Annotated in this window: 26 protein-coding genes; 10 read left to right on the forward strand and 16 right to left on the reverse strand. The window is 61.0% G+C overall.

The window, feature by feature from the left end; genetic code table 11:
* Positions 1–70: 70 nt before the first annotated feature.
* Positions 71–1,270 (reverse strand): tyrosine--tRNA ligase, encoded by a 1,200-nt coding sequence (tyrS, locus tag J4D28_RS16000; RefSeq protein ID WP_103331915.1) that lies wholly within the window; start codon positions 1,268–1,270, stop codon positions 71–73.
* A gap of 211 nt (positions 1,271–1,481) precedes the next feature.
* Here tyrS and J4D28_RS16005 point away from each other — a divergent pair, with 211 nt between their 5' ends.
* Positions 1,482–2,912, forward strand: a complete 1,431-nt coding sequence (locus tag J4D28_RS16005) for a peptidoglycan DD-metalloendopeptidase family protein (protein WP_009051131.1) — start codon at positions 1,482–1,484, stop codon at positions 2,910–2,912.
* A gap of 2 nt (positions 2,913–2,914) precedes the next feature.
* Entirely contained in the window at positions 2,915–4,006 is a 1,092-nt protein-coding gene (locus tag J4D28_RS16010; RefSeq protein ID WP_009051132.1) for an anhydro-N-acetylmuramic acid kinase, read from the forward strand.
* Between the two features lie 67 nt (positions 4,007–4,073).
* Here the strand turns inward: J4D28_RS16010 and erpA are convergent, their stop codons facing one another.
* Both erpA and argC read right to left on the reverse strand, forming a co-directional pair.
* Positions 4,074–4,424 (reverse strand): iron-sulfur cluster insertion protein ErpA, encoded by a 351-nt coding sequence (gene erpA, locus J4D28_RS16015; RefSeq protein ID WP_007906865.1) that lies wholly within the window; start codon positions 4,422–4,424, stop codon positions 4,074–4,076.
* Between the two features lie 166 nt (positions 4,425–4,590).
* Positions 4,591–5,625: an N-acetyl-gamma-glutamyl-phosphate reductase gene (argC, locus tag J4D28_RS16020; RefSeq protein WP_103331916.1), complete on the reverse strand. Its 1,035-nt coding sequence runs from the start codon at positions 5,623–5,625 to the stop codon at positions 4,591–4,593.
* A 134-nt stretch (positions 5,626–5,759) separates the two neighbouring features.
* Between argC and hemJ the strand changes: the two genes are divergently transcribed.
* From hemJ to coq7, 6 genes are all read left to right on the forward strand, one after another.
* The gene (gene hemJ / locus J4D28_RS16025) at positions 5,760–6,191 is read left to right on the forward strand and encodes a protoporphyrinogen oxidase HemJ (RefSeq protein WP_009051134.1); all 432 of its coding nucleotides are present in this window, start codon (positions 5,760–5,762) and stop codon (positions 6,189–6,191) included.
* Between the two features lie 35 nt (positions 6,192–6,226).
* Positions 6,227–7,195 carry a nitronate monooxygenase family protein gene (locus tag J4D28_RS16030; protein WP_009051135.1) on the forward strand — a complete coding sequence of 323 codons (969 nt, stop codon included), beginning with the start codon at positions 6,227–6,229 and terminating at the stop codon, positions 7,193–7,195.
* A 92-nt stretch (positions 7,196–7,287) separates the two neighbouring features.
* Complete coding sequence (locus J4D28_RS16035) at positions 7,288–8,157, forward strand: DUF805 domain-containing protein (RefSeq protein ID WP_009051136.1); 870 nt, start codon at positions 7,288–7,290, stop codon at positions 8,155–8,157.
* A gap of 128 nt (positions 8,158–8,285) precedes the next feature.
* Positions 8,286–9,074 carry an SDR family oxidoreductase gene (locus J4D28_RS16040; RefSeq protein WP_009051137.1) on the forward strand — a complete coding sequence of 263 codons (789 nt, stop codon included), beginning with the start codon at positions 8,286–8,288 and terminating at the stop codon, positions 9,072–9,074.
* Between the two features lie 79 nt (positions 9,075–9,153).
* Positions 9,154–9,492: a histidine triad nucleotide-binding protein gene (locus J4D28_RS16045; protein ID WP_007930180.1), complete on the forward strand. Its 339-nt coding sequence runs from the start codon at positions 9,154–9,156 to the stop codon at positions 9,490–9,492.
* 124 nt (positions 9,493–9,616) lie between these two features.
* A complete protein-coding gene (gene coq7, locus J4D28_RS16050; protein ID WP_016702772.1) occupies positions 9,617–10,264 on the forward strand; it encodes a 2-polyprenyl-3-methyl-6-methoxy-1,4-benzoquinone monooxygenase in 648 nt (215 codons plus the stop codon).
* 82 nt (positions 10,265–10,346) lie between these two features.
* Here the strand turns inward: coq7 and J4D28_RS16055 are convergent, their stop codons facing one another.
* On the reverse strand, positions 10,347–10,769 hold the full coding sequence (locus J4D28_RS16055) for an OsmC family protein (protein WP_009045862.1): 423 nt from the start codon (positions 10,767–10,769) through the stop codon (positions 10,347–10,349).
* A 235-nt stretch (positions 10,770–11,004) separates the two neighbouring features.
* Between J4D28_RS16055 and crp the strand changes: the two genes are divergently transcribed.
* Positions 11,005–11,649, forward strand: a complete 645-nt coding sequence (gene crp / locus J4D28_RS16060; RefSeq protein ID WP_009051139.1) for a cAMP-activated global transcriptional regulator CRP — start codon at positions 11,005–11,007, stop codon at positions 11,647–11,649.
* On the opposite strand, the gene J4D28_RS16065 is transcribed toward crp, so the two are convergent.
* From J4D28_RS16065 to J4D28_RS16080, 4 genes are all read right to left on the reverse strand, one after another.
* The gene (locus J4D28_RS16065) at positions 11,646–12,347 is read right to left on the reverse strand and encodes a lipoyl protein ligase domain-containing protein (protein WP_028683513.1); all 702 of its coding nucleotides are present in this window, start codon (positions 12,345–12,347) and stop codon (positions 11,646–11,648) included. The two genes, crp and J4D28_RS16065, sit on opposite strands and share 4 nt — an antisense overlap.
* 67 nt (positions 12,348–12,414) lie before the next feature.
* Positions 12,415–13,251 (reverse strand): indole-3-glycerol phosphate synthase TrpC, encoded by an 837-nt coding sequence (gene trpC / locus J4D28_RS16070; RefSeq protein ID WP_009051141.1) that lies wholly within the window; start codon positions 13,249–13,251, stop codon positions 12,415–12,417.
* The gene (gene trpD, locus J4D28_RS16075) at positions 13,248–14,297 is read right to left on the reverse strand and encodes an anthranilate phosphoribosyltransferase (RefSeq protein WP_009051142.1); all 1,050 of its coding nucleotides are present in this window, start codon (positions 14,295–14,297) and stop codon (positions 13,248–13,250) included. The genes trpC and trpD overlap by 4 nt, the downstream gene beginning before the upstream one ends.
* Positions 14,298–14,306: 9 nt before the next feature.
* Positions 14,307–14,900: an aminodeoxychorismate/anthranilate synthase component II gene (locus tag J4D28_RS16080; protein ID WP_007930170.1), complete on the reverse strand. Its 594-nt coding sequence runs from the start codon at positions 14,898–14,900 to the stop codon at positions 14,307–14,309.
* A 408-nt stretch (positions 14,901–15,308) separates the two neighbouring features.
* Between J4D28_RS16080 and estP the strand changes: the two genes are divergently transcribed.
* Positions 15,309–17,219, forward strand: a complete 1,911-nt coding sequence (gene estP / locus J4D28_RS16085) for an esterase EstP (protein WP_207246430.1) — start codon at positions 15,309–15,311, stop codon at positions 17,217–17,219.
* 66 nt (positions 17,220–17,285) lie between these two features.
* Here estP and trpE read toward each other — a convergent pair whose 3' ends face one another.
* From trpE to J4D28_RS16125, 8 genes are all read right to left on the reverse strand, one after another.
* Complete coding sequence (gene trpE, locus J4D28_RS16090; protein WP_009051145.1) at positions 17,286–18,767, reverse strand: anthranilate synthase component I; 1,482 nt, start codon at positions 18,765–18,767, stop codon at positions 17,286–17,288.
* Positions 18,768–18,837: 70 nt separating this feature from the next.
* Positions 18,838–19,656: a phosphoglycolate phosphatase gene (locus J4D28_RS16095; RefSeq protein WP_009051146.1), complete on the reverse strand. Its 819-nt coding sequence runs from the start codon at positions 19,654–19,656 to the stop codon at positions 18,838–18,840.
* Positions 19,653–20,327, reverse strand: a complete 675-nt coding sequence (gene rpe / locus J4D28_RS16100; RefSeq protein WP_009051147.1) for a ribulose-phosphate 3-epimerase — start codon at positions 20,325–20,327, stop codon at positions 19,653–19,655. The genes J4D28_RS16095 and rpe overlap by 4 nt, the downstream gene beginning before the upstream one ends.
* A gap of 79 nt (positions 20,328–20,406) precedes the next feature.
* A complete protein-coding gene (locus tag J4D28_RS16105) occupies positions 20,407–21,555 on the reverse strand; it encodes an iron-containing alcohol dehydrogenase (protein WP_009051148.1) in 1,149 nt (382 codons plus the stop codon).
* 133 nt (positions 21,556–21,688) lie between these two features.
* Complete coding sequence (locus J4D28_RS16110; RefSeq protein ID WP_009051149.1) at positions 21,689–22,513, reverse strand: ABC transporter permease; 825 nt, start codon at positions 22,511–22,513, stop codon at positions 21,689–21,691.
* Positions 22,514–22,526: 13 nt separating this feature from the next.
* Positions 22,527–23,774 carry an ABC transporter permease gene (locus tag J4D28_RS16115; RefSeq protein WP_009045872.1) on the reverse strand — a complete coding sequence of 416 codons (1,248 nt, stop codon included), beginning with the start codon at positions 23,772–23,774 and terminating at the stop codon, positions 22,527–22,529.
* A gap of 68 nt (positions 23,775–23,842) precedes the next feature.
* Complete coding sequence (locus tag J4D28_RS16120; protein ID WP_009051150.1) at positions 23,843–24,886, reverse strand: ABC transporter substrate-binding protein; 1,044 nt, start codon at positions 24,884–24,886, stop codon at positions 23,843–23,845.
* Positions 24,887–24,930: 44 nt separating this feature from the next.
* The gene (locus tag J4D28_RS16125; protein ID WP_009051151.1) at positions 24,931–26,055 is read right to left on the reverse strand and encodes an ABC transporter ATP-binding protein; all 1,125 of its coding nucleotides are present in this window, start codon (positions 26,053–26,055) and stop codon (positions 24,931–24,933) included.
* Between the last annotated feature and the right edge of the window lie 270 nt (positions 26,056–26,325).

Consider the following 26,325-nt stretch of genomic DNA (forward strand, 5'->3'; position numbering starts at 1 on the left):
GTTTCGACTGCGCCGGAAGTGGGGCGAATTATAGAGAGATATGATTCGCCGTCAACACCTATTTTCAGTTTTATTCGGATTTAAGCGTAATACGTGCAAAAGCCTTCTTTCCGGCCTGGCAAACATGAGTCGAGCCGATCGCCCATATAAAGGAACGCTCAACCACCTCACCATCCACACGCACCCCACCTGAGCCAAGCAGGTCACGCGCCATCGCCGAATTCTTTACCAAGCCGGCCTTATTAAGGACAGCCGCGATCGGCATGTCTTCAGCAGCAGCCAGCTCGATCTCAGGCAGGTCATCCGGCAGCTCACCATCCTTCATACGGTTACCCGCCGCACGATGAGCATTCGCCGCAGCCTCTTCACCATGGAAGCGCGCAACGATCTCTTCAGCCAGCTTGATCTTGATATCCCGCGGATTCGCACCTGCATCGACATCCGCCTTAAAGGAAAGGATCTCCTCCATGGAGCAGAAGCTCAGCAACTCGAAGTAACGCCACATCAAGGCATCCGGAATGGAAACCAGCTTGCTGTACATGACACCTGGCGCTTCCTGGATACCCACATAGTTACCCAGCGACTTGGACATCTTCTTGACGCCGTCCAACCCCTCGAGCAATGGCATCGTCAGAATGCACTGAGCTTCCTGACCATAACCGCGCTGCAGCTCACGGCCCATCAACAGGTTGAACTTCTGATCGGTACCGCCCAATTCCACATCGGCACGCAGCGCCACCGAGTCATAACCCTGAACCAGCGGATAGAGGAACTCGTGAATGGCAATGGGCTGATTGGTGGAATAGCGCTTGTCGAAATCGTCACGCTCGAGCATGCGAGCAACGGTGTACTGGGAAGTCAGGCGAATGAAGTCCGCAGGCCCCATCTTGTCCATCCAGGTGGAGTTGAAGGCCACCTCGGTTTTCGCCGGATCGAGAATCTTGAACACCTGACTCTTGTAGGTCTCGGCATTCTCGAGGACCTGCTCGCGAGTCAGTGGCGGGCGGGTTGCACTCTTGCCGCTCGGATCACCGATCATCCCGGTGAAATCGCCGATCAGGAAGATCACCTGGTGACCCAGATCCTGGAACTGGCGCAGCTTATTAATAAGCACGGTGTGACCCAGGTGCAAATCCGGCGCCGTCGGGTCGAAGCCAGCCTTAATACGCAGCGGCTGGCCGCGCTTGAGCTTTTCGATCAGCTCGGACTCGACCAACAACTCTTCCGCACCACGTTTGATCAGCGCTAGCTGCTCTTCAACCGACTTCATAACAGACCCGCAAGGCTCAGATTCAAAGGGAACCAACCATACAAGATCAGCGCCCAATTACAAGTTTTGCCCGGCGTATGGATGGCTTTCCGCGAACAGGACGTCCGCAGGCTTGCTTAACAGATGATTTGGTTATATTTTATACAGTTATTTCATCTTCATCATGTCATTCATCTTTTCCAATTCATCTTTTTCAAAGTCAAAATTACCTATGACCACAGAACCGCCTAAAGCCCCGCCGCTTTATCCGAAGACCCACCTGCTCGCCGCAAGTGGCATCGCCGCCCTCCTCAGCCTGGCGCTCCTGGTATTCCCTTCCAGTGATGTAGAAGCCAAAAGAACAACTTTGAGTCTTGATCTGGAAAGCCCAGCCGAGCAACTGACACAAGATCAAGACGCTGCAGACGCCGTACAAGCCACAAATGAAGCCGTACCGTCCCCGTTCGCGCAAATCGAAAACAGCCCCGAAGACACCGCAAAGACCGCTGAAACCGCTCAAGAACAGCCTGCTCCAGCCCTAGCAGAAGAAAAGAAGACGGCTAATCACAGGGAAGTCATTGTTGCCAAGGGCGACACCCTTTCCACGCTATTCGAGAAGGTCGGCCTGCCAGCCACCTCGGTGCACGAAGTGTTGGCCAGCGACAAGCAGGCCAAGCAGTTCACCCAGTTGAAGCGCGGCCAGAAACTTGAGTTTGAACTGGGCCCGGACGGCCAGTTGAACAACTTGCACAGCAAGGTCAACGACCTGGAAAGCATCACCCTGACCAAAGGGCCAAAAGGCTTCGCCTTCAGCCGTATCACCGCCAAGCCCATGGTGCGCACGGCCTATGTTCATGGCGTGATCAACAGCTCGCTGTCGCAATCCGCAGCCCGTGCCGGCCTCTCTCACAGCCTGACGATGGACATGGCCAACGTCTTTGGCTACGACATCGACTTTGCCCAGGATATTCGCCCGGGCGACGAGTTCGACGTGATCTACGAGCAGACCGTCGTCAATGGCAAAGCCGTGGGCTCCCGCAACATTCTCTCTGCGCGTTTCACCAACCGTGGCAAGACCTACACCGCGGTGCGTTACACCAACAAACAAGGCATGAGCAGTTATTACACCGCTGACGGCAATAGCATGCGCAAGGCCTTTATCCGTACGCCAGTGGACTTCGCACGTATCAGCTCGCGCTTCTCCATGGGCCGCAAACACCCGATCCTGAACAAGATCCGCGCTCACAAAGGCGTCGACTACGCAGCCCCTCGCGGCACGCCAATCAAGGCTGCCGGCGATGGCAAGGTGCTTCTGGCCGGGCGTCGTGGCGGATACGGCAACACCGTGATCATCCAGCACGGTAACGCCTACCGTACGCTGTACGGCCATATGCAAGGCTTCGCCAAAGGCGTCAAGACCGGCGGAACCGTCAAGCAGGGCCAGGTGATCGGCTACATTGGCACCACCGGGCTTTCCACGGGCCCGCACTTGCATTACGAGTTCCAGGTCAATGGCGTTCACGTCGACCCACTGGGCCAGAAGCTGCCGATGGCTGACCCGATTGCCAAAGCGGAACGCGCGCGTTTCCTGCAACAAAGCCAGCCGCTGATGGCGCGGATGGATCAGGAAAAAGCCACCCTGCTCGCTTCGAACAAGCGTTAAGCATGGCGCTCTATATAGGTGTGATGTCCGGGACCAGCCTTGATGGCCTGGATATCGCACTCATCGAGCAAACCCCGGCGATCAGGCTGATCGCCACGCATTACATCCCCATGCCCGAATCCCTGCGCGCCGAGCTGCTTGGCTTGTGCGCCAGCGGCCCCGATGAAATCGCCCGCTCTGCCATCGCCCAACAGAACTGGGTGAAGCTGGCCGCCCAGGGCATTCATAGCCTCCTTGCTCAACAACAGCTGAAACCCGCAGATATTCGCGCTATTGGTAGTCATGGCCAGACCATCCGTCATGAGCCAGCCCGCGGTTTCACGGTCCAGATCGGCAACCCGGCCCTGCTGACAGAGCTCACTGGAATCACTGTGGTCAGCGACTTCCGCAGCCGCGACGTCGCCGCTGGCGGCCAGGGCGCCCCACTGGTGCCGGCCTTTCATGAGGCGCTCTTTGATCGAAGTGCCGGCAAGCGCGCAGTCTTGAACGTCGGCGGCTTCAGCAACCTGAGCCTGATCGAGAGCGACAAGCCGGTTGCAGGCTTCGATTGCGGCCCGGGCAACGTTCTGCTGGACGCCTGGATCAATGCCCAACGTGGCGAGAACTACGATCGCGACGGCCAGTGGGCCGCCAGTGGTCATGTTGAGCCGATGCTGCTGAACGCGCTGCTCAGCGACCCGTTCTTTGCCACTCAAGGCCCGAAGAGTACTGGCCGCGAGGTGTTCAACCTGGAATGGCTACAGGGGCATCTGGCTCGTTTGCCGGCCTTTGCCCCCGAAAACGTACAGGCAACGCTCCTGGAGCTGACAGCACTGACCATCGTCGAGTCGCTGCAAGCCGCGCAGACCGATACCCAGGAACTGCTAGTCTGCGGCGGCGGCGCCCACAACTCGGCCTTGATGAATCGCCTGTCCAGCCTGCTGCCCAATACCAAGGTCAGCAGTACCGCCACCCATGGCGTCGATCCGGACTGGGTTGAAGCCATGGCGTTCGCCTGGCTGGCCCACTGCTGCCTCGAAGGCATCGCCGCCAACCGCCCAAGCGTCACGGGCGCCCGCGGCCTGCGTGTATTGGGCGCGATCTACCCCGCCTGATCGCCAGACAGCAAAACGCCGCAGAGCCCGAAAGCCCTGCGGCGCCTGATAAAACCTTGACCAGCGATCAGATCGAGAATGAAGAACCGCAACCGCAGGTGGTCGTGGCATTCGGGTTCTTGATCACGAAGCGCGAACCTTCCAGACCTTCCTGATAATCCACCTCGGCACCCGCCAGGTACTGGAAACTCATCGGATCGACCACCAGGCTGACGCCTTCGCGCTCGACGATGGTGTCGTCATCCGCGACTTCTTCATCGAAAGTGAAGCCGTACTGAAACCCTGAACAACCGCCGCCCGTAACGAATACGCGCAGCTTCAAGCGATCATTACCCTCTTCATCGACCAGGCTCTTCACCTTGTGCGCGGCACCGTGGGTGAATTGCAAAGCCGTGGGGGTGAAGGATTCGACGCTCATGCTGACTATCTCCCGGCGTTACGCCGCCATAATGCGTGATGACGCGCATTATCCGCTTCTCCCAGAAAAGCGGTCAACTATTGTTACGATATATCAATAAGCCCGAGGCTCACCGCAGAATGCAAAAAGGCCCGTAACGGGCCTTTTGCTGAAGCAGGCAGACGCCTTAAGGCAGCATGCCGGCGTGGGACAGGCCCAGGCGCTCGTCCAGACCGAACAGGATGTTCAGGTTCTGTACGGCCTGGCCCGAAGCACCTTTGACCAGGTTGTCGATCACCGACAACACGACCACCAGATCGCCATCCTGCGGACGGTGCACGGCAATCCGGCAGACGTTGGCGCCTCGCACGCTGCGGGTTTCCGGATGGCTGCCCGCCGGCATCACATCCACGAACGGCTCGTTGGCATAACGTTTCTCAAACAGCGCCTGCAGGTCCACAAACTTGTCCACGACAGTGGAATAGAGCGTCGAGTGAATGCCGCGGATCATCGGCGTCAGGTGCGGCACGAACGTCAGGCCGACATCCTTGCCCGCCGCACGGCGCAGCCCCTGGCGAATCTCCGGCAGGTGACGATGCCCCTTGACCGCATAGGCCTTCATGCTTTCCGAGGTCTCGGAGTACAGGGAGCCAACGCTGGCCCCCCGGCCGGCGCCACTGACACCCGACTTGCAGTCGGCGATCAGCCGCGAAGTATCGGCCAGCCCAGCTTCCAGCAATGGCAGAAAGCCGAGTTGGGTAGCGGTCGGATAGCAACCCGGAACAGCGATCAGACGCGCCTGCTTGATCTGCTCGCGATTGACTTCAGGCAGGCCATAGACGGCTTCGTCGAGCAATTCAGGGGCGCCGTGGGGCTGGCCGTACCACTTGGCCCACTCATCGGCGTCCTGCAGACGGAAATCCGCCGACAGGTCGATGACCTTGGTACCCGCAGCCAGCAGCTCACCCGCCAGGGCGTGGGCAACGCCGTGCGGCGTCGCGAAGAACACCACATCGCAGGCACCGAGGGTCTTGATGTCCGGAACGCTGAATGCCAGGCCGTCATAGTGGCCTCGCAGGTTCGGGTACATATCGGCAACGGCAAGGCCTGCCTCGGATCGGGAAGTGATGACTACCACTTCAGCCTGCGGATGCTGTGCCAACAGACGCAGCAGTTCGACACCGGTGTAACCCGTGCCGCCGACGATACCGACCTTGACCATAAACCTGCCCTCAACGAACCCACTGGAAAGCCGTCGATGATAGGGGCCGAAAGACCCTGCGACAACCGTCAAGGTGACGTGCGGACGCTCCTGCCTCTACTATCTGCGCTACCGTGAACCTGGGAATAACCTAAATGCTCTATCTGTGGCTCAAAGCCTTTCACATCGTCAGTCTGGTCTGCTGGTTTGCCGGTCTGTTCTACCTGCCACGCCTGTTCGTTTATCACGCTCAAAGCGAAGACACGATCAGCAAGGAACGCTTCAGTATCATGGAGCGCAAGCTGTACCGCGGGATCATGGGGCCGGCGATGATCGCCACGCTGGTTTTCGGTATCTGGCTGCTGAGCCTGAACCCCAGCGCCTACTTCGGCCAGGGTGGCTGGATGCATGCCAAGCTGGCCCTGGTAGCCATCCTGATTGGCTACCACCACATGTGCGGCGCCCAGGTGAAACGTTTTGCCCGTGGCGAAAACACCCGCAGCCATGTCTTTTACCGCTGGTTCAATGAAGTGCCAGTTCTGGTATTGCTGGCTATCGTAATTCTGGTCGTCGTCCGGCCGTTCTAATTCCTACTAGCCGTTCATTATTCGGGGTACTTCCAATGTCGCTGCCCGCTCTGCTCGAACAACGCTTGCGCTTGCCTGTCGTGGCGGCGCCGATGTTCCTGATTTCCAACCCACAACTGGTTCTGGCGTGCTGCCGCAACGGTGTAGTGGGCAGTTTCCCTGCCCTCAACCAGCGTGAAAGCAGTGGCTTCAAGGCCTGGCTGGAAGAAATCGAAGCAGGCCTTGCGACCCTGGAAAACCCCGCACCCTATGCCGTCAACCTGATCGTGCATCACAGCAACCCACGCTTGAACGCCGACCTGGCGATCTGCATCGAACACAAGGTGCCTATCGTCATCACCAGCCTCGGGGCGGTGAAGGAGTTGGTCGATGCGGTGCATGCTTATGGAGGCCTGGTCTTCCATGACGTCACCACCCGACGCCACGCGGAAAAAGCTGCCGAGGCCGGGGTCGACGGCCTGATCGCCGTAGCCGCCGGCGCCGGTGGTCACGCCGGGACCTGGAGCCCGTTCTCCCTGATCGCCGAAATTCGCCAGTTCTTCGACAAGACGCTGCTGCTGGCTGGCTGCCTGAACCATGGCCACGAGATACTCGCCGCACAGTTGCTTGGTGCCGACCTCGCCTACTTCGGCACGCGCTTTATCGGCACCACGGAAAGCCACGCGCCGGAAGCCTATAAAGAGATGCTGCTGAGCGCCAAGGCCGCCGACATCGTGCACACCGCGGCGGTCTCCGGGGTTCCGGCAAGCTTCATGCGCCAAAGCCTGGAAAACGCCGGCTTCGACCTTGCCGCCCTGCAGGGTAAAGGCGAAGTCAACTTCGGCTCGAAACTCAAGCCGCTCAGCGACGAAGCCAAAGCCTGGAAAACCGTGTGGTCCGCCGGACAAGGCGTCGGCGAAATCGATGACTTGCCGAGTGTCGATCAACTGGTCGCCCGCCTGGACGCCGAATACCGTGCCGCACAGGAACTGGCCGCTCGGCTGCCGCAACGCTGGCCACGCTGAATCGCTGATGTTTTTTGGCCAGCAACGGACAGCTGGCCTTAAACTATCGCCCTGCGAAAGCCCTCTCTATAAAGCCGACAAGGAAGCCCTGCATGAGCGAAAACCGTTTCAAGATCGTATTTGACGGAGCTCTGCTTCCGGGTGTCGACATCGAACATGCCAAGCAGAAAATCGCCAAGCTGTTCAAAAGCGATATCGCCGCGATCGAGCCTCTGTTCAAGGGGCAAAACATTACCCTCAAGCGCGACCTCTCCCAGCTGGATGCGGATATTTATCTCGCCGCGCTGAACCAGGCCGGTATCGCCCCACGCGTAGAACCGGATCTTGCCCCAGGCGCCAGCCAACCGACACCTCAACCTGCTCCCCCGGCGCCAGCCCCTTCGCTTTCGGTGGACTTGCCTCAAGCAGGCCCCACCGCGACAAGTGACTGGCAACGCCCGACACCGACACCAGCGCCAGAACCCATGGCCGGCGCGGACACTTCGCCCTATACCCCGCCTCAAGCCACAGTGGGTGATCCCCTTCCCGAGTTTGGCGAGTTGAAGTTCTATACCGTCGATGGCCGCATCGGGCGCCTGCGCTATCTCGCCTGGACCCTCGTGCTGATCCTGCTGACTACCCTCGTCGGCGGCTTCCTGACCGCGGCTCTGGTCGGCAACGGCCTGCAGGTGACGGGAATGATCTTCCTCGGCGTCGTAGCACTGGCCTTCGCCTATCTGAACATCACCATTTCCGTTCAGCGCCTGCATGACCTGGGCTGGTCGGGCTGGCTCTGGCTGTTGAACTTGCTGCCATTTGTGTACGCGGTGTTTCCGCTGCTGCTGGCGGTCCTGCCGGGCAACACCGGCGCCAATCGTTACGGCGCGCCGCCTCCGCCAAACAGTGGAGCGGTCAAGGGGCTTGCCGCGCTGTGGATAATCGTTTTGCTGCTGTCCTTCATTGGCGGGCTCAGCTCGGTCTAAGGCGCCCAGGATGGCAGCAGCGAAAGCAGCAAGCCCGCCCTGGCCACCTGTAGACTATCGGATTGAAATAACGCGCCGGTGCCTGGGACTTTCCCCACAGGCGACCGACCGTTGCAATGGAGAACCGCATGACCCGTTACGCTCTGATCACCGGCGCCTCCAGCGGCATAGGCCTGGCATTGGCCGAAGCGCTGGCCCGGCGTGGCCGCAGCCTGATCCTGGTGGCCCGGCAGCGTGATCAGCTGGAAAGCATCGCCATCGAGTTGACCCAGCGTTTTGGCGTCGAGGTGCTGTTCCGCGCCTGCGACCTGTCCGAGCCTTTGCGGCTTTCGGGCTTTCTGCTGGAGCTGGAGGAAGGCGACCGGCAGATCGACCTGCTGGTGAACTGCGCCGGCATCGGCACCTGCGGGCCGTTCCTCGCCCAGGACTGGATGACCGAACAGGACCTGATCGAAGTGAACATTCTCGCCCTCACCCGGCTTTGCCATGCCCTGGGCAACAGCATGGCCTTGCAGGGCGGCGGGCAGATTCTCAACGTCGCCTCGATCGCCGGCTTCTATCCCGGCCCCTGGATGAGCACCTACTACGCCAGCAAGGCCTATGTGCTGCACTTCTCCGAAGGCCTGCGCGAAGAGTTGAAAAACAATGCGGTGAAGGTTTCGGTACTCTGCCCCGGCCCGACCCGCACCGGTTTCTTTGATACCGCCCAGTTGAACACCAGCAAGCTCAACGACAGCAAGCTGCTGATGAGCCCGGAAGAAGTCGCGCTGTACACCGTGCGCGCCCTGGAAAAGAACCGCGCCATTATCATCCCCGGCCGCCGCAACCGCTGGTTCGCGTTCAGCCCGCGGCTGGGTTCGCGCTGGCTGACCCGCAAGATTTCCGGCGCCGTCAACAAAGCCTATTGCCCGCGCTGACCTGGCAATCATCTAAGGCTGGGCGCACTCGGCTTGCCTGAGTACACTCAGCCCGGACCAACACAACGGAGAAACAGCTGTGGATACTCTGTTCACCAAGATCATCAACCGGGAAATACCGGCGAAGATCATCTACGAGGACGACCAGGTTCTGGCCTTCCACGATATCGCCCCACAGGCCCCCGTGCATTTCCTGGTAGTTCCAAAAAAGCCGGTGCGCACCCTCAATGACCTGACCGAAGACGACAAGCTGCTGGCCGGACATATCCTGTTCACCGCCCAGCGCCTGGCCAGGGAACTGGGTTGCGAGGAAGGCTTCCGCGTCGTCATGAACTGCAATGAACTCGGCGGCCAGACCGTGTATCACATTCACATGCACGTTCTGGGTCAGCGCCAGATGCACTGGCCGCCGGGCTGATCCCCGCCCAAAGTGCGCGACAGCACACTTCTCGCCCGGTTTGCCGAGAGTGTGCTGATCCAGCGCAGGCCTCTGCCCATCGATTGGGGTAAACTGGCCGCCGTGATTCTTCCCGGAGGTAAGCATGACTACCCAACGTCACTACTCGCCGATTGACCGTCTACTGCTGCAGGCAGATGCGGCAATGCGTACCTTGCTGCCCTTCAGTGGCCAGCCTTATCGCCCTTCCCCTGCCATCGTGCAGCCGGACGTGCAGATGAGCGAAGAGGACACCAAGCATGTCGCCGGCCTGATGCGCATCAACCATACCGGCGAAGTCTGCGCCCAGGCGCTGTACCAGGGCCAGGCCCTGACCGCCAAGCTGCCGCACGTGCGCGCCGCCATGGAGCACGCCGCGGAAGAAGAAATCGACCACCTGGTCTGGTGCGAGCAACGCATTCACCAACTGGGTAGCCACACCAGTGTGCTCAACCCACTGTTTTACGGCATGTCGTTCGGCATCGGCGCGGTAGCCGGGCTGATCAGCGACAAGGTCAGCCTGGGTTTCGTGGCTGCCACTGAAGATCAGGTGTGCAAACACCTCAACGAGCACCTTGAGCAATTGCCGGCCGAGGACGAAAAATCCCGGGCGATTCTCGAGCAGATGCGCATCGACGAAGAACAACACGCCGAAAGCGCGCTGGACGCAGGGGGATTCCGCTTCCCCACGCCGGTGAAGTTCGGCATGAGCCTGCTGGCCAAGGTCATGACCAAAAGCACTTACCGGATCTGATCGATACAGATCGCAGGCAAAAAAAGGGCGCTTTTTCAGCGCCCTTTCTTTTGCCACGAATTCAGGATGGTTGAATGGAAACTCAACCGAGCTCGACGATTTCGTAATCGTGAGTGATGGCAACCCCGGCCGCACCGAGCATGATCGATGCCGAGCAGTATTTTTCCGCAGACAACTCGATGGCGCGCTTGACCTGGGCTTCTTTCAACCCGCGGCCCTTGACCACGAAGTGCATGTGAATCTTGGTGAAAACCTTGGGGTCCTCGGTCGCACGCTCGGCGTCGAGGAAGGCTTCGCAACTTTCGACAGCCTGGCGGGACTTTTTCAGGATGCTGACCACGTCGAAGTTGCTGCAACCGCCTACGCCGAGCAGGAGCATTTCCATCGGGCGCACGCCCAGGTTACGACCGCCGGCTTCCGGCGGGCCATCCATTACCACCACATGACCGCTGCCCGATTCCCCGAGGAACATGGCTTCGCCAGCCCATTGGATGCGTGCCTTCATCGCCAAGACTCCACTGCTAAAAAAGGGTCGCCAGCTTAGCACAGGGCCTTGGACGGCAGCGCTTTGCCTGTTCCGGTGCCACACTCAGTTCTGATAGGAAAATTCTTAATTACCCAAAGGATGTGTCTGTTAAGCTGGCGCCAAATCGCTGGCGCATTGCCAGCTATCGGCGATCCTGCTTGACCGCCCCATAAAAAAACCAAATCACACCGTGCTGTCTTTTCGGGATACAACCATGGTTGCTCTTGCCCCTACACCCAAGATCAAGAACCTCGACAAGCTGTTGATGCACTGCCAGCGCCGCCGCTATCAGGCCAAGAGCAACATCATCTGCGCCGGTGACCAGTCGGACACGCTGTTCTTCATCATCAAAGGCTCGGTCACCATCCTGATCGAAGACGATGACGGTCGGGAAATGATCATCGCCTATCTCAATGCCGGGGATTTTTTCGGCGAGCTGGGCCTGTTCGAACAGGCCGGGCATGAGCAGCAACGCAGCGCCTGGGTACGCGCCAAGGTCGAATGCGAAGTCGCGGAGATCAGCTATGCGAAATTCCGTGAGTTGTCTCAACAGGACCCGGACATTCTGTATGTGCTAAGCGGCCAGATCGCCCAGCGCCTGCGCAACACCACCCGCAAGGTCGGCGACCTGGCGTTCTTCGATGTCACCGGGCGCGTAGCCCGCTGCCTGCTCGAACTGTGCAAGCAGCCGGATGCCATGACCCACCCGGACGGCATGCAGATCAAGGTGACCCGTCAGGAAATCGGGCGAATCGTCGGCTGCTCACGGGAAATGGTCGGCCGGGTGCTCAAGGACCTCGAAGAACGCAACCTGGTCCATGTCAAAGGCAAGACCATGGTGGTGTTCGGCACCCGCTAGAGCGGCAGGAACTGCGCCAGCATCTGCCGATACAGGGTATCCAGGCGCTCGATGGCATTCGGCGCGGCGAACGCCTCATGCAAGGCGATATGGCTCTCGGCACGGCAACGCTGCTCCAGGCCACAGGCCTGGTTGAACCGATTGACCGCCGCGACCATGGTTTCCCGCTCGTCATCCAGCAACAGCGCGCCATGCACCAATCCAACCGGACGCGTCCCACCCTTGCTCTGACGCCAACGCTGGGCGGTGCCAACCATCTTGCGCCCGTTGAGATTGACGTTGAACCGGCCATCGCAGAAAGCGCCCTCGACTTCACCCAGGGAGGGTTCGCCCCCCAGCTCGGAAAGCAGGTCGCAGATCGGCTGGCACAAACGGCGATAACCGGTTTCGATCCGGTTCTGGTCACCCTCACTGCGAGGCGGCGCATAGACCAGCGCGATATTGATCGTCGCAGCCGATTGCGGCACCGGCTCCCCACCGGTTTCCCGTAGCAACACCGGCCAGCCACTGGCGGCTAGTGCCTCGCAAGCCTGCTCAAACCCCGGCAAACGACTCAAGCGCCGCGGCATCACCAGCGCCCTGTCACTCGGTTGCCAGAACAACAGGCCGTACTCCTGGTCACCGCTGCATACCTGGGCGAGCAGATCCTGTTCGGCCTGCAGACCGGCTTCGACGGTCAGGGAAAGGGGCTGGGTCATGACAGTAAAGGTCCTTTGCGATAGGTATAAAAAAGCCGGCGGCGCCGGCTTCTTCATCAACTCAGGTTCAGTCCAGGGTCGAACCGCTCACCGGCACGCCACGCTCCGGGAAGAACAGGCGTTGCAGTTCCAGGCCTGGGCTCTCGGCCCGCATAAAGGCCTCGCCCACCAGAAAGGAGTAGACGTCGCTGATTTCCATCAGCTCGACATCGGCCCGGTTGAGGATGCCGCTCTCGGTGATCACAAGACGATCGCGCGGAATCTGCGGCAACAGATCGAGGGTGGTCTCCAGATTGACCTCGAAGGTGTGCAGGTTGCGGTTGTTGATGCCCACCAGCGGCGTGTCGAGGGTTTTCAGGGCGCGTTGCAGCTCGTCGCCGTCATGCACTTCAACCAGCACATCAAGACCCACACCTTTGGCCACGGCAGCCAGTTCGGCCATCCTGGCATCATCCAGCGCCGCCACAATCAACAGCACGCAGTCGGCACCCAAGGCGCGGGCTTCGACGATCTGGTACGGATCGATCATGAAGTCCTTGCGGATCACCGGCAGCGAACAGGCGGCGCGCGCCTGTTGCAGGTAGGCGTCGGCGCCCTGGAAATAATCGACGTCGGTGAGCACCGACAGGCAGGTCGCGCCACCCTTCTCATAGCTCTTGGCGATTTCCGCCGGCACGAAATGCTCGCGGATCACGCCTTTGCTCGGCGAGGCTTTCTTGATTTCGGCGATCACCGCCGGCTGCTTGAGCTTGGCCTGGTCGAGCAGCGCCTTGGCAAAGCCGCGCGGCGCATCCGCGGCGCGGGCCAGGCCTTCGAGTTCGGCCAGGCTTACCCGTGCGCTACGCTCAGCCACTTCCTCGACCTTGCGGGCGAGGATTTTTTCCAGAACCGTCGGCACACTCATCCTTCATTCTCCTGCTTGAATACCGCGGTAAAGGCACCCAACTCCTCCAGCTTCTCGCGAGCCAACCCAGTGTGCAAAGCGTCATGGGCCAGGGCTACACCTTCTTTCAGGCTGCTGGCATGGTCCGCGGCATAGAGCGCGGCACCGGCATTGAGCACAATCATTTCCGCTGCCTTCTGCCCATGCTCGGTCTTGCGCCGCCCCAAGGCATCGCGAATCAGCTCAAGCGATGCCGCCGGGCTTTCGACCACCAGGCCGAACAGGCTCTGGCTCTTCATGCCGAGGTCTTCGGGCTGCACCCAATACTCAGTGATCTGATCGTCCTTCAGTTCAGCGACAAAGGTCGGCGCGGCGATACTGAATTCATCCAGGCCATCCTGAGAGTGCACTACCAGCACGTGCTTGCTACCCAAACGTTGCAAAACTTCGGCCAATGGCCGGCACAACGCCTGAGTGAACACACCCACCACCTGATGTTTCACACCGGCCGGATTCGTAAGCGGGCCGAGCATGTTGAACAGGGTGCGCAGGCCGAGATCGCGGCGCGGGCCAGCGGCGTACTTCATGGCACCGTGATGGGACTGGGCGAACATGAAACCGATGCCGACGTTATCAATGCAGCGGGCAACCTGTACCGGCGTCAGGTTCAGATAGATGCCGGCGGATTCGAGCAGGTCGGCACTACCGCTTTTCCCGGACACCGCACGGTTGCCGTGCTTGGCCACCGTGCAACCGGCTGCTGCGACGACAAAGGAAGAAGCCGTAGACACGTTGAAGATGTTCGCACCGTCACCGCCGGTGCCGACCACATCGACCACGCCGTCGAGGGTTTTCAGCTCGACCTTGTCCGCCAGCTCGCGCATGACCGAAACAGCGCCGACGATTTCGTCGATGCTTTCGCTCTTCATGCGCATAGCCATCATGAAGGCGCCGATTTGTGCGTCGGTGCACTGGCCGGTCATGATTTCACGCATGACCTGGCGCATTTCATCGGTGCTCAGATCGAGGTGGCCGACAATACGGCTCAGGGCAGTCTTGATATCCATGGAAAGTCCTTAGCGCGTGCCGCCGCTCTGTTTGAGGAAGTTGGCGAACAGCTCGTGGCCCTGCTCGGTGAGAATAGACTCGGGGTGAAACTGCACACCCTCGATGTTCAGTGTCTTGTGGCGCAGCCCCATGATCTCGTCGACGGAGCCGTCTTCCAGCTGGGTCCAGGCGGTCAGCTCGAGGCAGTCCGGCAAGGTGTCGTGCTTGACTACCAGGGAATGGTAACGGGTCACGGTCAGCGGATGGTTCAGACCGGCGAATACGCCCTTGTCCTGGTGAAATACCGGGCTAGTCTTACCATGCATCACCTGCCGCGCGCGCACCACATCGCCGCCAAAGGCCTGGCCAATGGACTGGTGGCCCAGGCAGACGCCCAGGATCGGCAGCTTGCCGGCGAAATGCTTGATCGCTTCGATGGACACACCGGCTTCGGTCGGTGTGCAAGGACCGGGCGACACGACGATCCGCTCAGGGTTGAGCGCTTCGATTTCAGCCACGGTCAGTTCGTCGTTGCGCACCACCTTGACCTCGGCACCCAACTCGCCAAGGTATTGCACAACGTTATAGGTAAAGGAGTCGTAGTTATCGATCATCAGCAACATGGGGATTACAACCTCTTGAATTCACTGACTTTTAATACAGCCTTCAGTGGATTGCCCGCTGACAGGCCCGCCGGGGGTTGCAATCACTCAACCAGCACAAGCGGAGTCGAACAGGGGTAAAGAAGGCGAAACGGTACAGGTCCGGCCGGGCCGGCAGAGAAAAGTTAGGCGCGCCAACGCCAACGGGCGTGTGCCTTAACAACTCGCATCAAGAGTTTGCTGACGATCAACACGGGGAAGGTCTCATTCATACGTTCAGGCACAGTAACTTAGCTGAGCAGAGGGCGCAATATGGCGGGGCCCGCGCCCGGATAAACAAGCGATATGGCTTATAGCCATAGCTCAGACACAAAAGTTTTTGGTACTGTCGTTTCGTTCTCTACAACAATAAATAAAACGGACTTGTTCATGATCAAAAAGACGTTGTTCGTACCACTCGCCAGCAGTCTTTTGTCTTTAGCCTGCACTCAAGCGATCGCAGCCCCCTCCCCCTATTCCAGCTTTATCGTGTTCGGCGACAGCCTCAGCGATGCCGGGCAATTCGCCGATCCAGGCGGTCCCGCTGGAGCCACCCAGCGCTTTACCAACCGCACAGGGCCTATCTACCTGGATGGCAGCGGAGAACTCCGTTCCGCCAACTCGACCCAATTGCTCGGTGCCAAACTGGGGTTCTCGGACGACCAGCTCGCCGCCTCGACCTCGGCCACCCGCGCCAGCGAAGGCCTGCCTGACGGCAACAACTGGGCGGTCGGCGGCTATCGCACCGACCAGATTCTCGATTCGATTACCACCACCTCGACCGCCGGCAGCCGTAGCCGCCCGGGTTATCTGGTGGCCAACCATTTGCGCGCCGACCCGAATGCCCTGTACTACCTGTCGGGCGGCGGCAACGACTTCCTCCAGGGCCGCGTCACCAGCCTCGACCAGGCCAATGCAGCAGCTGGTCGCCTGGTCGACAGCGTGCAGACCCTGCAACAGGCCGGCGCCCGCTACATCATGGTCTGGCTGCTGCCGGATATCGGCCTGACCCCGGCGATCAACGGCAGCCCGTTGCAAGGGTTCACCTCCCAACTCAGCGCCCAGTTCAACACCGAGTTGGTGCGGCAACTACAGACGGTCGATGCCGAAGTCATTCCCCTCAATATTCCCGTGCTCTTGAAGGAAAGCTTCGCCAACCCGGCACAGTTCGGCCTGGCCACCGATCAGAATCTCACCGCCACCTGCTTCAGCGGCAATGGCTGTACGGAAAACGCCCGCTATGGCATTCACAGCGCCACACCTGACCCGAGCAAGTTGATCTATAACGACTCGGTCCACCCCACCGAAGCCGGCCAGCGGCTGATCGCCGATTACGCTTACTCCCTGCTGGCAGCGCCCTGGGAAATAACCCTGCTCCCGGAAATGGCCCAGGGCACCCTGCGTGCGCACCAGGATGAGTTGCGCAACCAATGGCAGGCCGATTGGGAAAACTGGCAGGGCGTGGGTCAATGGCGGGCGATTGTCGCCGCGGGTGGCCAGCATCAGGACTTCGACAGCCAGCGCAGCGGCGCCAGTGCCGACGGCAACGGCTTCAACCTGAACATCGGTGGTAGCTACCGGCTCGACGAGGCCTGGCGAGTGGGCGTGCTGGCCGGCGCCTATCGGCAGAAGCTCGAAGCGGGCAGCAACGATTCGGACTACAAGCTCAACACCTACCTGGGCACCGCCTTCGTCCAGTACCAGCAAAACCGCTGGTGGGCCGACGCGGCGGCTACCGCCGGACACCTGGACTACGACAACCTCAAGCGCAAATTCGACCTGGGCCCCAACGAGCGCGGGGAAAAAGGCGACACCAGCGGCGACATCCTGGCCTTCAGCGCTCGCCTGGGCTACGACATCGCGCAGCAGGCCAGCAGCCCGTGGCACCTGTCGCCGTTCATCAGCGCCGACTACGCGCGGGCCAAGGTCGACGGTTACTCCGAGGACGGCAGCGACTCCACCGCCCTGACCTTCGATGACCAGAAACGCACCTCACGGCGTTTGGGCATCGGCCTGCAAGGCAAGTATCAGATCACCCAGCAAACCCAGGTGTTCGGCGAAATCGCCCACGAAAAGGAATACGAGGACGATACCCAGAAGCTGACCATGGCCCTCAACAGCCTGCCGGACAACAACTACACCCTCGAAGGCTATACCCCGCAGACCAACCTGAACCGCCTGAACCTCGGGGTCAGCCACAAGCTCACCCAGGACCTGGCCCTGCGTGCCAGCTACAACATCCGCAAGGACGATGACTTCACCCAGCAAGGCATCAACGTCGGGGTCAGTCTCGACTTCTAAACCGCAGGCCATAAAAAACGCTGCCCCCGTGAGGAGGCAGCGTTTTTTTATGGCTCGTTTCCCGACTCAGCTATCGGGCGTTTGCTCGGCCAAGGCCACCGCGCGGAACATGGCGCGACGCTTGTTCAGGGTTTCTTCCCATTCCAGCGCCGGCACCGAGTCGGCGACTATGCCGCCACCGGCCTGCACATGCAGTTCGCCGTCCTTGATCACCGCCGTACGAATGGCGATGGCGGTGTCCATGTTGCCGTTCCAGGCGAAATAACCCACGGCCCCGCCATACACACCGCGCTTGACCGGCTCCAGCTCGTCGATGATTTCCATCGCGCGGATCTTCGGCGCGCCGGACAAGGTACCCGCCGGCAGAATCGCCCGCAGCGCATCCATCGCGGTCAGTCCGGCCTTCAACTGGCCCGTGACGTTGGAGACAATGTGCATCACGTTGGAATAACGCTCGATTACCATCTTCTCGGTGAGCTTCACCGAACCGATCTCGGAAACCCGCCCGGTGTCGTTGCGCCCCAGGTCGATCAGCATCAGGTGTTCGGCGATTTCCTTGTCGTCGGACAACAGGTCCTTCTCCAGCGCCTGGTCCGCCTCTTCGTTGGCACCGCGTGGGCGAGTACCGGCGATCGGGCGAACGGTGATCAGGTTGTCTTCGACCCGCACCAGCACTTCCGGCGAACTGCCGACCACATGGAAGTCGCCGAAGTTGAAGAAATACATGTAAGGCGTCGGGTTGAAGCAACGCAATGCGCGATACAGGTCGATCGGCGCCGCCTTGAAGTCGATGGACATGCGCTGCGACGGCACCACCTGCATGCAGTCGCCCGCCAGGATGTACTCCTTGATGGTATCGACGGCACGCTCGTAGTCACCCTGGGTGAAACTGGAGCGGAACACCGGGTCGGACGCCTGCTGCTTGCTGAAATCCAGGCCAGGACGTGGGGTGGTGGGCTGGCGCAGCTTCTCCAGCAACGCCTGCAGGCGCGCCTGGCCTTGCTCGAAAGCATTGTCCTGGGACGGGTCGGCGAGGACGATGGCGTGCATCTTGCCGGCGAGGTTATCGAACACCACCACGGCGTCAGAGACCATCAGCAGAATGTCCGGTACGCCAATCGGATCCGGGTTCGGGCACTTGCCCAGACGCTTCTCCACATAACGCACACAGTCGTAGCCGAAATAACCGACCAGGCCACCGTTGAAACGCGGCAGGCCCGCGATGGTCGGCACCTGGTAACGCGCCTTGAATTCTTCGACGAACGCCAGCGGATCGGCCACGTCATGACTTTCGGTCTCGACGCCATCGACGGTGATGCTGACATGGTGGTCATGCACCCGCAGCACGGTGCGGCAGGGCAAGCCGATGATCGAGTAACGGCCCCACTTCTCGCCGCCCTGCACCGACTCCAGGAGGTAGGAGTTGGGCTGGTCGGCCAGTTTCAGGTAGATCGACAGCGGCGTGTCGAAGTCGGCCAGGGTTTCGCGGGCAAGCGGGATGCGGTTGTAGCCGGCAGCGGCCAAACGCAGGAATTCTTCGCGGATCATGGGGTGCCTCGTGGCTTGAGGTTCTGACAGTCAGGTATGCAAACGCGCCGGAAGACCGGCCAGGAACAAGTCAGGCGCGCCAACGCCAGCGGGCCAGGGCCTTGATGACTTTCATCCAGAGTTTGCGAGTAACCACCACGATGGCGTTTCCAGGAGGGGATTGAACAGCGTCGGGCAACGTTATCTCAGCGGCCGGATCCAGGCAACCGGGAATTAGCTGGCGCAGATCGTCGATCACCAGGGCCGGCATTTCCTCGGCAATCGGCCGTCCGTGGTTGTAGCCATAGCTCAATGCCACGCACTTCACACCCGCAGCTTTCGCCGCCTGTACGTCGCTGCGCGAGTCACCGACGAACAGCGATTGCGAGGCCGGGATACTGGCCATTTTCATGACGAAAAACAGGGCGGCCGGGTCGGGCTTCTTCTGTGGCAGGGTATCGCCACCGATGATCCAGCGGAAATAACGGCCGATCTTCATCTGATCCAGCAGGGGCGCGACAAAACGCTCCGGCTTGTTGGTGATCAGCGCCATTTCGACGCCCTGCTTGTGCAGCCATTTGAGGGTGTCGCGCACGCCAGGATAGACCACGGTCAGTTCGTGGCCATCCTCATAGGCGCTGTTGAACAGCTCCAGCCCGCGCTCGGCCTCGACATCGTCGACACCCTGCGCCGCGATGTCGTTGGCCAGGGCCCGGCGCACCAGCATTTGCGCGCCATTGCCGACCCACTCACGCACCGATTCGATACCGGCGGGCGGACGCCCCAGTTTGAGCAGCATGTCGTCCACGGCCGCCGCGAGGTCGGGAACCGAATCGACCAGGGTGCCATCCAGGTCGAACATCACCAGTCGTGGCAGACGCCCCGGGAACAGCTGCTCGAAACCGCTCATGGACGCGCCAGCGCCAGTTCGGCGCGCATCTTCTCGATCACATCCTGGTAGTTCGGCGCATTGAAGATCGCCGAGCCCGCCACGAAGGTATCGGCACCCGCAGCAGCGATTTCGCGGATGTTGTTCACATTCACCCCGCCGTCGATTTCCAGGCGGATATCGCGACCGGAAGCGTCGATCAGGGCACGGGCCTCACGCAGCTTGTCGAGGGTGCCCGGAATGAACTTCTGGCCGCCAAAACCCGGGTTGACGCTCATCAGCAGGACCATGTCGACCTTATCCATGACGTACTTGAGCACGTCCAGCGGGGTGGCCGGGTTGAATACCAGGCCGGCCTTGCAGCCGCCTTCGCGGATCATCTGCAGGGAGCGGTCGACGTGCAGCGTGGCTTCCGGGTGGAAGGTGATATAGGTCGCACCGGCCTCGATGAAGTCGCCGATGATCCGGTCCACCGGGCTCACCATCAGGTGGGCGTCGATCGGCGCGGTGATGCCGTACTTACGCAGGGCAGCGCAGACCATCGGGCCGATGGTCAGGTTGGGTACGTAATGGTTGTCCATGACATCGAAGTGCACGATATCGGCGCCAGCGGCGAGAACATTGTCCACTTCCTCGCCCAGGCGGGCGAAATCGGCGGAGAGGATCGACGGAGCAATTGCGAAGGGCTGCATGACGCACCTTTTTGAGCAGAATCACGGTGGCGCGCATTGTATACCTCATGCTTTGGCGCGCGCACCGTGACTGCGATGATCAGTAAGCCGCGCGATAGATCTTCTCTATGTCGCCCGGGCTCAGCTTGCGCGGGTTGTTGCGCATCAGGCGCTCGATCCCCGCGGCCTCTACCGCCATGGACGGAATGGCCTCCTCCGGCACCCCGAAGCTGCGCAGTCCCACTGGAATCTCCACCGCGGCGCAAAGCTGGGTCATGGCCTCGACGGCCTTGTCGGCAGCCTGGGCTGCACTCAGATGAGCGGTCTTCACCCCCATGGCCTCGGCGATATCCTGCATGCGCTCGACACAGGCCATCTTGTTCCAGGTCATGACGTACGGCAGCAGCAAGGCATTGCTGACGCCATGGCCGATGTTGAAGCGCCCGCCCAGTGGATACGCCAACGCGTGCACCGCGCCGACCCCGGCGTTGCCGAAAGCCATACCGGCCATCAAGCTGGCGGTGGCCATGTCTTCGCGGGCCTGGAGGTGGGCAGGATTGGCGTAGGCCTTGGGCAGCGCCTGGACGATCAGCCGGATGGCGCCAATGGCCAGGGAGTCGGTGATGGGCGAGGCGTTGAGCGACAGATAGGACTCGATGGCGTGCACCAAGGCATCGACACCGCTGGCGGCGGTGACACTGCGCGGGCAAGTCAGGGTCATTTGCGGGCTGACCAGCGCTACATCCGGCAACAGGTAGTCGCTGACAATGCCCTTTTTCAGCTGCGCGACCTTGTCCGAGAGAATCGCCACATTGGTGACTTCGGAGCCGGTGCCGGCCGTGGTGGGGATGGCGATCAGCGGCGGCCCCTTGCGCGGCACCTGGTCGATACCGAACAGGTCTTCCAGCGCCCCGTGATAACCGGCGTAGGCCGCGACACTTTTGGCGATATCGATGGCGCTGCCGCCGCCCAGGCCGATCAGCCCGTCGTGCCCGCCTTCGCGGTAAACCTGCATGCAGTCTTCGACGATGGCGATTTCCGGGTCGGGCAGCACCCGGTCGAAAATCTCGTAGTCACGCCCACCCAGCTGCGCTAACGCCAGTTCCACGGTGCCGGACTTGACCAGCGCGGCATCGGTGACGATCAGCGGGTTATCGACATCCAGGCGGCTCAGTTCGGTGGACAGTTGCTCGATGGCGGCAGAACCGGTGAGCAGTTTGTGGGCGATTTTGAAAGAGGAAAGACTCATGTGCGCGGCCTCTTATAAAGGGGGGAAGCTGGCACAAGAGTAGCTGGGGATTCGGGGTTGTCTGCCATTCAGCCAATGAATGGCGTAGCAGATCGCTCCCACGGTCGGTGCGGGAGCGATCTGTCCGTGGCGATCAGACCGGTGCTGTACGCAGTTTTTCGCTGCGGCCACGCAGCCATTCCAGGGTCAGCAGCAGAATCACCGAGAAGGCGATCAGCAGCGTCGCCGCGGCAGCGATGGTCGGGCTGAGGTTTTCGCGGATGCCGCTGAACATCTGCCGGGGCAAGGTGGCTTGCTCGGGGCCGGCGAGGAACAGCGTGACCACCACTTCATCGAACGAGGTGGCAAAGGCGAACAACGCGCCGCTGATCACCCCCGGCGCAATCAACGGCAGGGTCACCCGGCGGAACGCCGTCAGCGGCGAAGCGCCGAGGCTGGCCGCGGCCCGTACCAGGTTCTGGTTGAAGCCCTGCAAAGTGGCCGAGACCGTGATGATCACGAAAGGCACACCCAGCACGGCGTGGACGATGATCAGCGAGAAGAAACTGTTACCCATGCCCAGGGGCGCGAAGAACAGGTAGCTGGCCACGCCGATGATCACCACCGGCACCACCATCGGCGAAATCACCAGCGCCATCACCAGTGCCTTGCCGGGGAAGTCGCCGCGGGTCAGGCCGATCGCCGCCAGCGTGCCGAAGACCATCGCCAGTACCGTGGCCGCCGGGGCGACGATGATGCTGTTCTTCAGGGCGCGCATCCATTCCGCCGAGCCGAAGAAGTCGTGATACCACTGCAGCGAGAAGCCTTGCAGCGGGTACACCAGGAAGCTGCCCGAGTTGAACGACAGCGGAATGATCACCAGCACCGGCAGGATCAGGAACAACAGGATCAAGCCGCAGAGAATCCGCAAGCTGTAGAACCAGACCCGCTCGACGGGCGACATGTAAGGGCTCAGCATTTCGATTCTCTCCTTAGCTCAGGCGCAGGCGACTGGCGCCCACCAGCCAGCTGTAAATCAGATACAGCACGATGGTCGCCAACAGCAGCAGGCCGCCCAGCGCGGTCGCCATGCCCCAGTTGATGCTGGTGTTGGTGTAGAAGGCGACGAAGTAGCTGACCATCTGGTCGTTCGGGCTGCCCAGCAGCGCCGGGGTGATGTAGTAGCCGATGGCAAGGATGAACACCAGCAGGCAGCCGGCGCCGACGCCGGCATAGGTCTGCGGGAAATACACCCGCCAGAAACTGGCGAACGGATGGCAGCCAAGGGAAATCGCCGCGCGCATATAGGTCGGCGAGATGCCTTTCATCACGCTGTAGATCGGCAGGATCATGAACGGCAGCAGGATGTGCACCATGGAGATGTAGACCCCGGTGCGGTTGAACACCAGCTCCAGCGGCTTGTCGATCACCCCCATGGCCATCAGCGCACTGTTGATCAGGCCACCCGATTGCAGCAGCACGATCCACGCCGCCACACGAACCAGGATCGACGTCCAGAACGGCAGCAACACCAGAATCATCAGTAGGTTGCTCTGGCGCGCCGGCAGGTTGGCCAGCAGGTACGCCAGGGGGTAAGCCAGCACCAGGCAGATGCCGGTAATCACTAGGCCCATCCAGAAGGTCCGGGCGAAGATATCCAGGTAGATGGCCTGGTCAGGGGTCGCCGGGGCGATCTCCCCCAGGTCGTCGATCCGATGGTCGACGGCGGCCAGCAGGTAGAACGGGGTCAGGCTGCTGGTGTTGCGGCGTACCGCCTGCCAGTAGGCCGGGTCGCCCCAGCGCTCGTCGATGGCTTCCAGCGCTTCCTTATAGGAAGCCGGCTCCTCCTTGAACGGCAAGGCACGTGCGGTTTTGGTCAGCAGGCTGCGATAGCCGGCCAACTCCATGTTCAGTCGCTTGGACAGGTCGCCCAGGGTTTGCTGCTTGCGCGCTTCGGCCAGGTCTTCGCTCAGTGCCTTGTACACCGGTTCGGCCGGCAGGCCGCGTCCGTCCCAACCGGCCACGGCGACCACGGTACGCGGCATGCCTTCGACCACTTCCGGGTTGCCGACGCTCTTGTACAGCAGCGCTGCGATAGGCACGAGAAACACCAGCAGCAGGAACAGCACCAGAGGCGCGATCAACGCTTGTGCCTTCCAGCGGTTGACCCGCTCGGCACGCGCCAGGCGCTGCTTGAGGCTGGGGCTGGTGACCTCGTTCAGGGGAACGCTAATGGCCATGACGAACTCCGCAAATCTTTAAACGGTAACGGCGTCACCCACAGGTGACGCCGCCCATGCATGACGCCTTACTTGGCCGCCCACGAGTTGAAACGCTGCTCCAGTTGCTCGCCGTTGTCAGCCCAGAAGCTGACGTCGATCTGCACCTGATTGGCGATGTTTTCCGGGGTGGTCGGCATGTCTTTCAGGATGTCCTTGGCCAGCAGCGGGACTGCCTGGGTGTTGGCCGGACCGTAGGCGATGTTTTCCGAGTAGGTCTTCTGCTGCTGCGGCTGCACCGAGAAGGCGATGAATTTCTTCGCAGCTTCCGCGCGGGTCTTGTCCAGGCCCTTCGGAATGGCCCAGGCGTCGAAGTCGTAGATACCGCCGTTCCACACGACCTTCAGGTTGCTTTCCTTCTGTACCGCGGCGATCCGGCCGTTGTAGGCCGAGCTCATGACCACGTCACCGGAAGCCAGGTACTGCGGCGGCTGGGCGCCGGCTTCCCACCACTGAATGCTTGGCTTGAGCTCATCGAGCTTCTTGAAGGCGCGATCCTGACCGTCCTTGCCAGCCAGCACCTTGTACACATCCTTGGGCGCCACGCCGTCGGCCATCAGGGCGAATTCGAGAGTGTACTTGGCGCCTTTGCGCAGGCCGCGCTTGCCCGGGAATTTCTTGGTGTCCCAGAAATCCGCCCAGCTGGTCGGCGCGGTTTTCAGCTTGTCGGCGTTATAGGCCAGGACGGTCGACCAGACGAAGAACCCCACGCCGCAAGGCTGGATCGCGCCCTTGACGTAATCTTCGGCCTTGCCGAACAGCTCGGGATCGAGCTGCTCGAACATATCTTCGTCGCAACCGCGGGACAGCTCCGGCGACTCGACCTCCACCAGGTCCCAGGACACGCTCTTGGTGTCGACCATGGCTTTGACCTTGGCCATCTCACCGTTGTATTCGCCAGCGACGATCTTGCCGTTGCCTGCCGCCTCCCAGGGGGCGTAGAAGGCTTTGACCTGAGCCGCCTTGTTCGCCCCGCCAAAGGACACCACGGTCAGGTCCGGGCCCGCCGCCATCGCGTGCGCCGCGCCCATCAGGCCCAATGTCAAAGCGGTGAATTTCAGGGATCTCGACATTTATTGTTCTCTCCACGTGCAGGGTTGGTGAAGCAAGGGGGCGATCAATGCGCCTCTAGAAGTGGGTCGAGCGCGCGAACGTGCTCGACCTGCCAGCCAAGCGGAACCACATCGCCCACCGCCAGCGCAGGATCGAGCTCGGCAATCGGCTGTTTCACGAAGAAGTCGGTCTTGCCACAGACTTCCAGGCGAACCCGGACGTGGTCGCCCAGATAGATGAATTCCGCAACCCTCCCAGAGAAGCGGTTGACACAACTTTCGCTGGAGCCATTGAGGCTCACGCGCTCCGGACGAATCGACAGGGTCACCGGCTCGCCGGTCTTGCCGACGTTGACCGCCAGCGCCTCGACCTTCTCGCCACGCCCCAGCTCGACCACGCAGCGGTCGCCGCTGTGGCTGTGCAGGCGGCCGTTGAGCCGGTTGTTCTCGCCGATGAAGTTGGCGACGAAGGTGTTCTTCGGTTCTTCGTAAAGGGTGCGTGGCGGGGCGATCTGCTGGATTTCGCCCTGGTGGAACACCGCGACCCGATCGGACATGGTCAGGGCTTCGCCCTGGTCGTGGGTCACGTAGACCACGGTCACGCCGAGGCGTTGGTGCAGGTGCTTGATTTCCATCTGCATGTGTTCGCGCAGCTGTTTGTCCAGCGCGCCGAGGGGTTCGTCCATCAGCACCAGCTGTGGCTCGAACACCAGCGCCCGGGCCAGGGCCACCCGCTGCTGCTGGCCACCGGACAGTTGCGCCGGATAACGCTGGGCGAAGGATTCGAGCTGGACCATGCTCAGCACGCGTTTGACCCGCTCGCTGATGTCGGTCTTGCTCAGGCCACGTACCGACAGCGGGAACGCCAGGTTCTCGGCCACGGTCATGTGCGGGAACAGCGCATAGTTCTGGAACACCATGCCGATATCGCGCTTGTGCGGCGGCACGTTGTTGATCGCCCGCCCGGCCAGCTGGATTTCCCCGGCGGTCGGGGTCTCGAAGCCGGCCAGCATCATCAGGCTGGTGGTCTTGCCGGAGCCGGATGGCCCGAGCAGGGTAAGGAACTCGCCTTTGCGAATTTCCAGGTTGAGGTCTTTGACGATCAGGTTTTCGCCGTCGTAGCTCTTTTGCACACCACGGAAACTGACCAGTACATCACTCGCCCCAGCGCTTGAATCGACCTCGCTCATACCCACACCTTTTGTTTTTTGACGGCTGTGGACTAAGCCTAGTGGAGGCCACAAGCCGCGCAAATCGGGGGGTATGAGAGATTGGCCTCAGTCGGATGGAAGGTTCCTTGTAGGAATCCCCCTACAAGGATGGCGCGATTGGACAAGTCCCGGCACACGCCTGACGGCGATCATGGCCATAAGCCGGTTTTCGTGTCGCAAATGGGTACGTGTAGCCGCTGCCGCAGGCTGCGATCGAGGGCGAAGCACTCGTGATCCAGGCAGCGCGAT

This window comes from Pseudomonas sp. GW531-T4, assembly GCF_017349615.1.
GTDB classification, from domain to species: Bacteria; Pseudomonadota; Gammaproteobacteria; order Pseudomonadales; family Pseudomonadaceae; genus Aquipseudomonas; species Aquipseudomonas chlororaphis_I.

Excerpts from the sequence above, each read along its gene's own strand:
- tyrS (WP_103331915.1), bottom strand. The coding sequence starts at position 1,270 with ATGAAGTCGGTTGAAGAGCAGCTAGCGCTGATCAAACGTGGTGCGGAA.
- J4D28_RS16120 (WP_009051150.1), bottom strand. The coding sequence starts at position 24,886 with ATGTCGAGATCCCTGAAATTCACCGCTTTGACATTGGGCCTGATGGGC.
- J4D28_RS16035 (WP_009051136.1), top strand. The coding sequence starts at position 7,288 with ATGAGCGAAAACCGTTTCAAGATCGTATTTGACGGAGCTCTGCTTCCG.
- argC (WP_103331916.1), bottom strand. The coding sequence starts at position 5,625 with ATGGTCAAGGTCGGTATCGTCGGCGGCACGGGTTACACCGGTGTCGAA.
- J4D28_RS16040 (WP_009051137.1), top strand. The coding sequence starts at position 8,286 with ATGACCCGTTACGCTCTGATCACCGGCGCCTCCAGCGGCATAGGCCTG.
- J4D28_RS16055 (WP_009045862.1), bottom strand. The coding sequence starts at position 10,769 with ATGAAGGCACGCATCCAATGGGCTGGCGAAGCCATGTTCCTCGGGGAA.
- trpE (WP_009051145.1), bottom strand. The coding sequence starts at position 18,767 with ATGATCCGCGAAGAATTCCTGCGTTTGGCCGCTGCCGGCTACAACCGC.
- erpA (WP_007906865.1), bottom strand. The coding sequence starts at position 4,424 with ATGAGCGTCGAATCCTTCACCCCCACGGCTTTGCAATTCACCCACGGT.
- J4D28_RS16030 (WP_009051135.1), top strand. The coding sequence starts at position 6,227 with ATGTCGCTGCCCGCTCTGCTCGAACAACGCTTGCGCTTGCCTGTCGTG.
- coq7 (WP_016702772.1), top strand. The coding sequence starts at position 9,617 with ATGACTACCCAACGTCACTACTCGCCGATTGACCGTCTACTGCTGCAG.
- trpC (WP_009051141.1), bottom strand. The coding sequence starts at position 13,251 with ATGAGTGTGCCGACGGTTCTGGAAAAAATCCTCGCCCGCAAGGTCGAG.
- J4D28_RS16115 (WP_009045872.1), bottom strand. The coding sequence starts at position 23,774 with ATGGCCATTAGCGTTCCCCTGAACGAGGTCACCAGCCCCAGCCTCAAG.
- trpD (WP_009051142.1), bottom strand. The coding sequence starts at position 14,297 with ATGGATATCAAGACTGCCCTGAGCCGTATTGTCGGCCACCTCGATCTG.
- rpe (WP_009051147.1), bottom strand. The coding sequence starts at position 20,327 with ATGCAGCCCTTCGCAATTGCTCCGTCGATCCTCTCCGCCGATTTCGCC.
- J4D28_RS16080 (WP_007930170.1), bottom strand. The coding sequence starts at position 14,900 with ATGTTGCTGATGATCGATAACTACGACTCCTTTACCTATAACGTTGTG.
- J4D28_RS16065 (WP_028683513.1), bottom strand. The coding sequence starts at position 12,347 with ATGACCCAGCCCCTTTCCCTGACCGTCGAAGCCGGTCTGCAGGCCGAA.
- hemJ (WP_009051134.1), top strand. The coding sequence starts at position 5,760 with ATGCTCTATCTGTGGCTCAAAGCCTTTCACATCGTCAGTCTGGTCTGC.
- J4D28_RS16125 (WP_009051151.1), bottom strand. The coding sequence starts at position 26,055 with ATGAGCGAGGTCGATTCAAGCGCTGGGGCGAGTGATGTACTGGTCAGT.
- J4D28_RS16110 (WP_009051149.1), bottom strand. The coding sequence starts at position 22,513 with ATGCTGAGCCCTTACATGTCGCCCGTCGAGCGGGTCTGGTTCTACAGC.
- J4D28_RS16010 (WP_009051132.1), top strand. The coding sequence starts at position 2,915 with ATGGCGCTCTATATAGGTGTGATGTCCGGGACCAGCCTTGATGGCCTG.
- estP (WP_207246430.1), top strand. The coding sequence starts at position 15,309 with ATGATCAAAAAGACGTTGTTCGTACCACTCGCCAGCAGTCTTTTGTCT.
- J4D28_RS16005 (WP_009051131.1), top strand. The coding sequence starts at position 1,482 with ATGACCACAGAACCGCCTAAAGCCCCGCCGCTTTATCCGAAGACCCAC.
- J4D28_RS16105 (WP_009051148.1), bottom strand. The coding sequence starts at position 21,555 with ATGAGTCTTTCCTCTTTCAAAATCGCCCACAAACTGCTCACCGGTTCT.
- J4D28_RS16095 (WP_009051146.1), bottom strand. The coding sequence starts at position 19,656 with ATGAGCGGTTTCGAGCAGCTGTTCCCGGGGCGTCTGCCACGACTGGTG.
- crp (WP_009051139.1), top strand. The coding sequence starts at position 11,005 with ATGGTTGCTCTTGCCCCTACACCCAAGATCAAGAACCTCGACAAGCTG.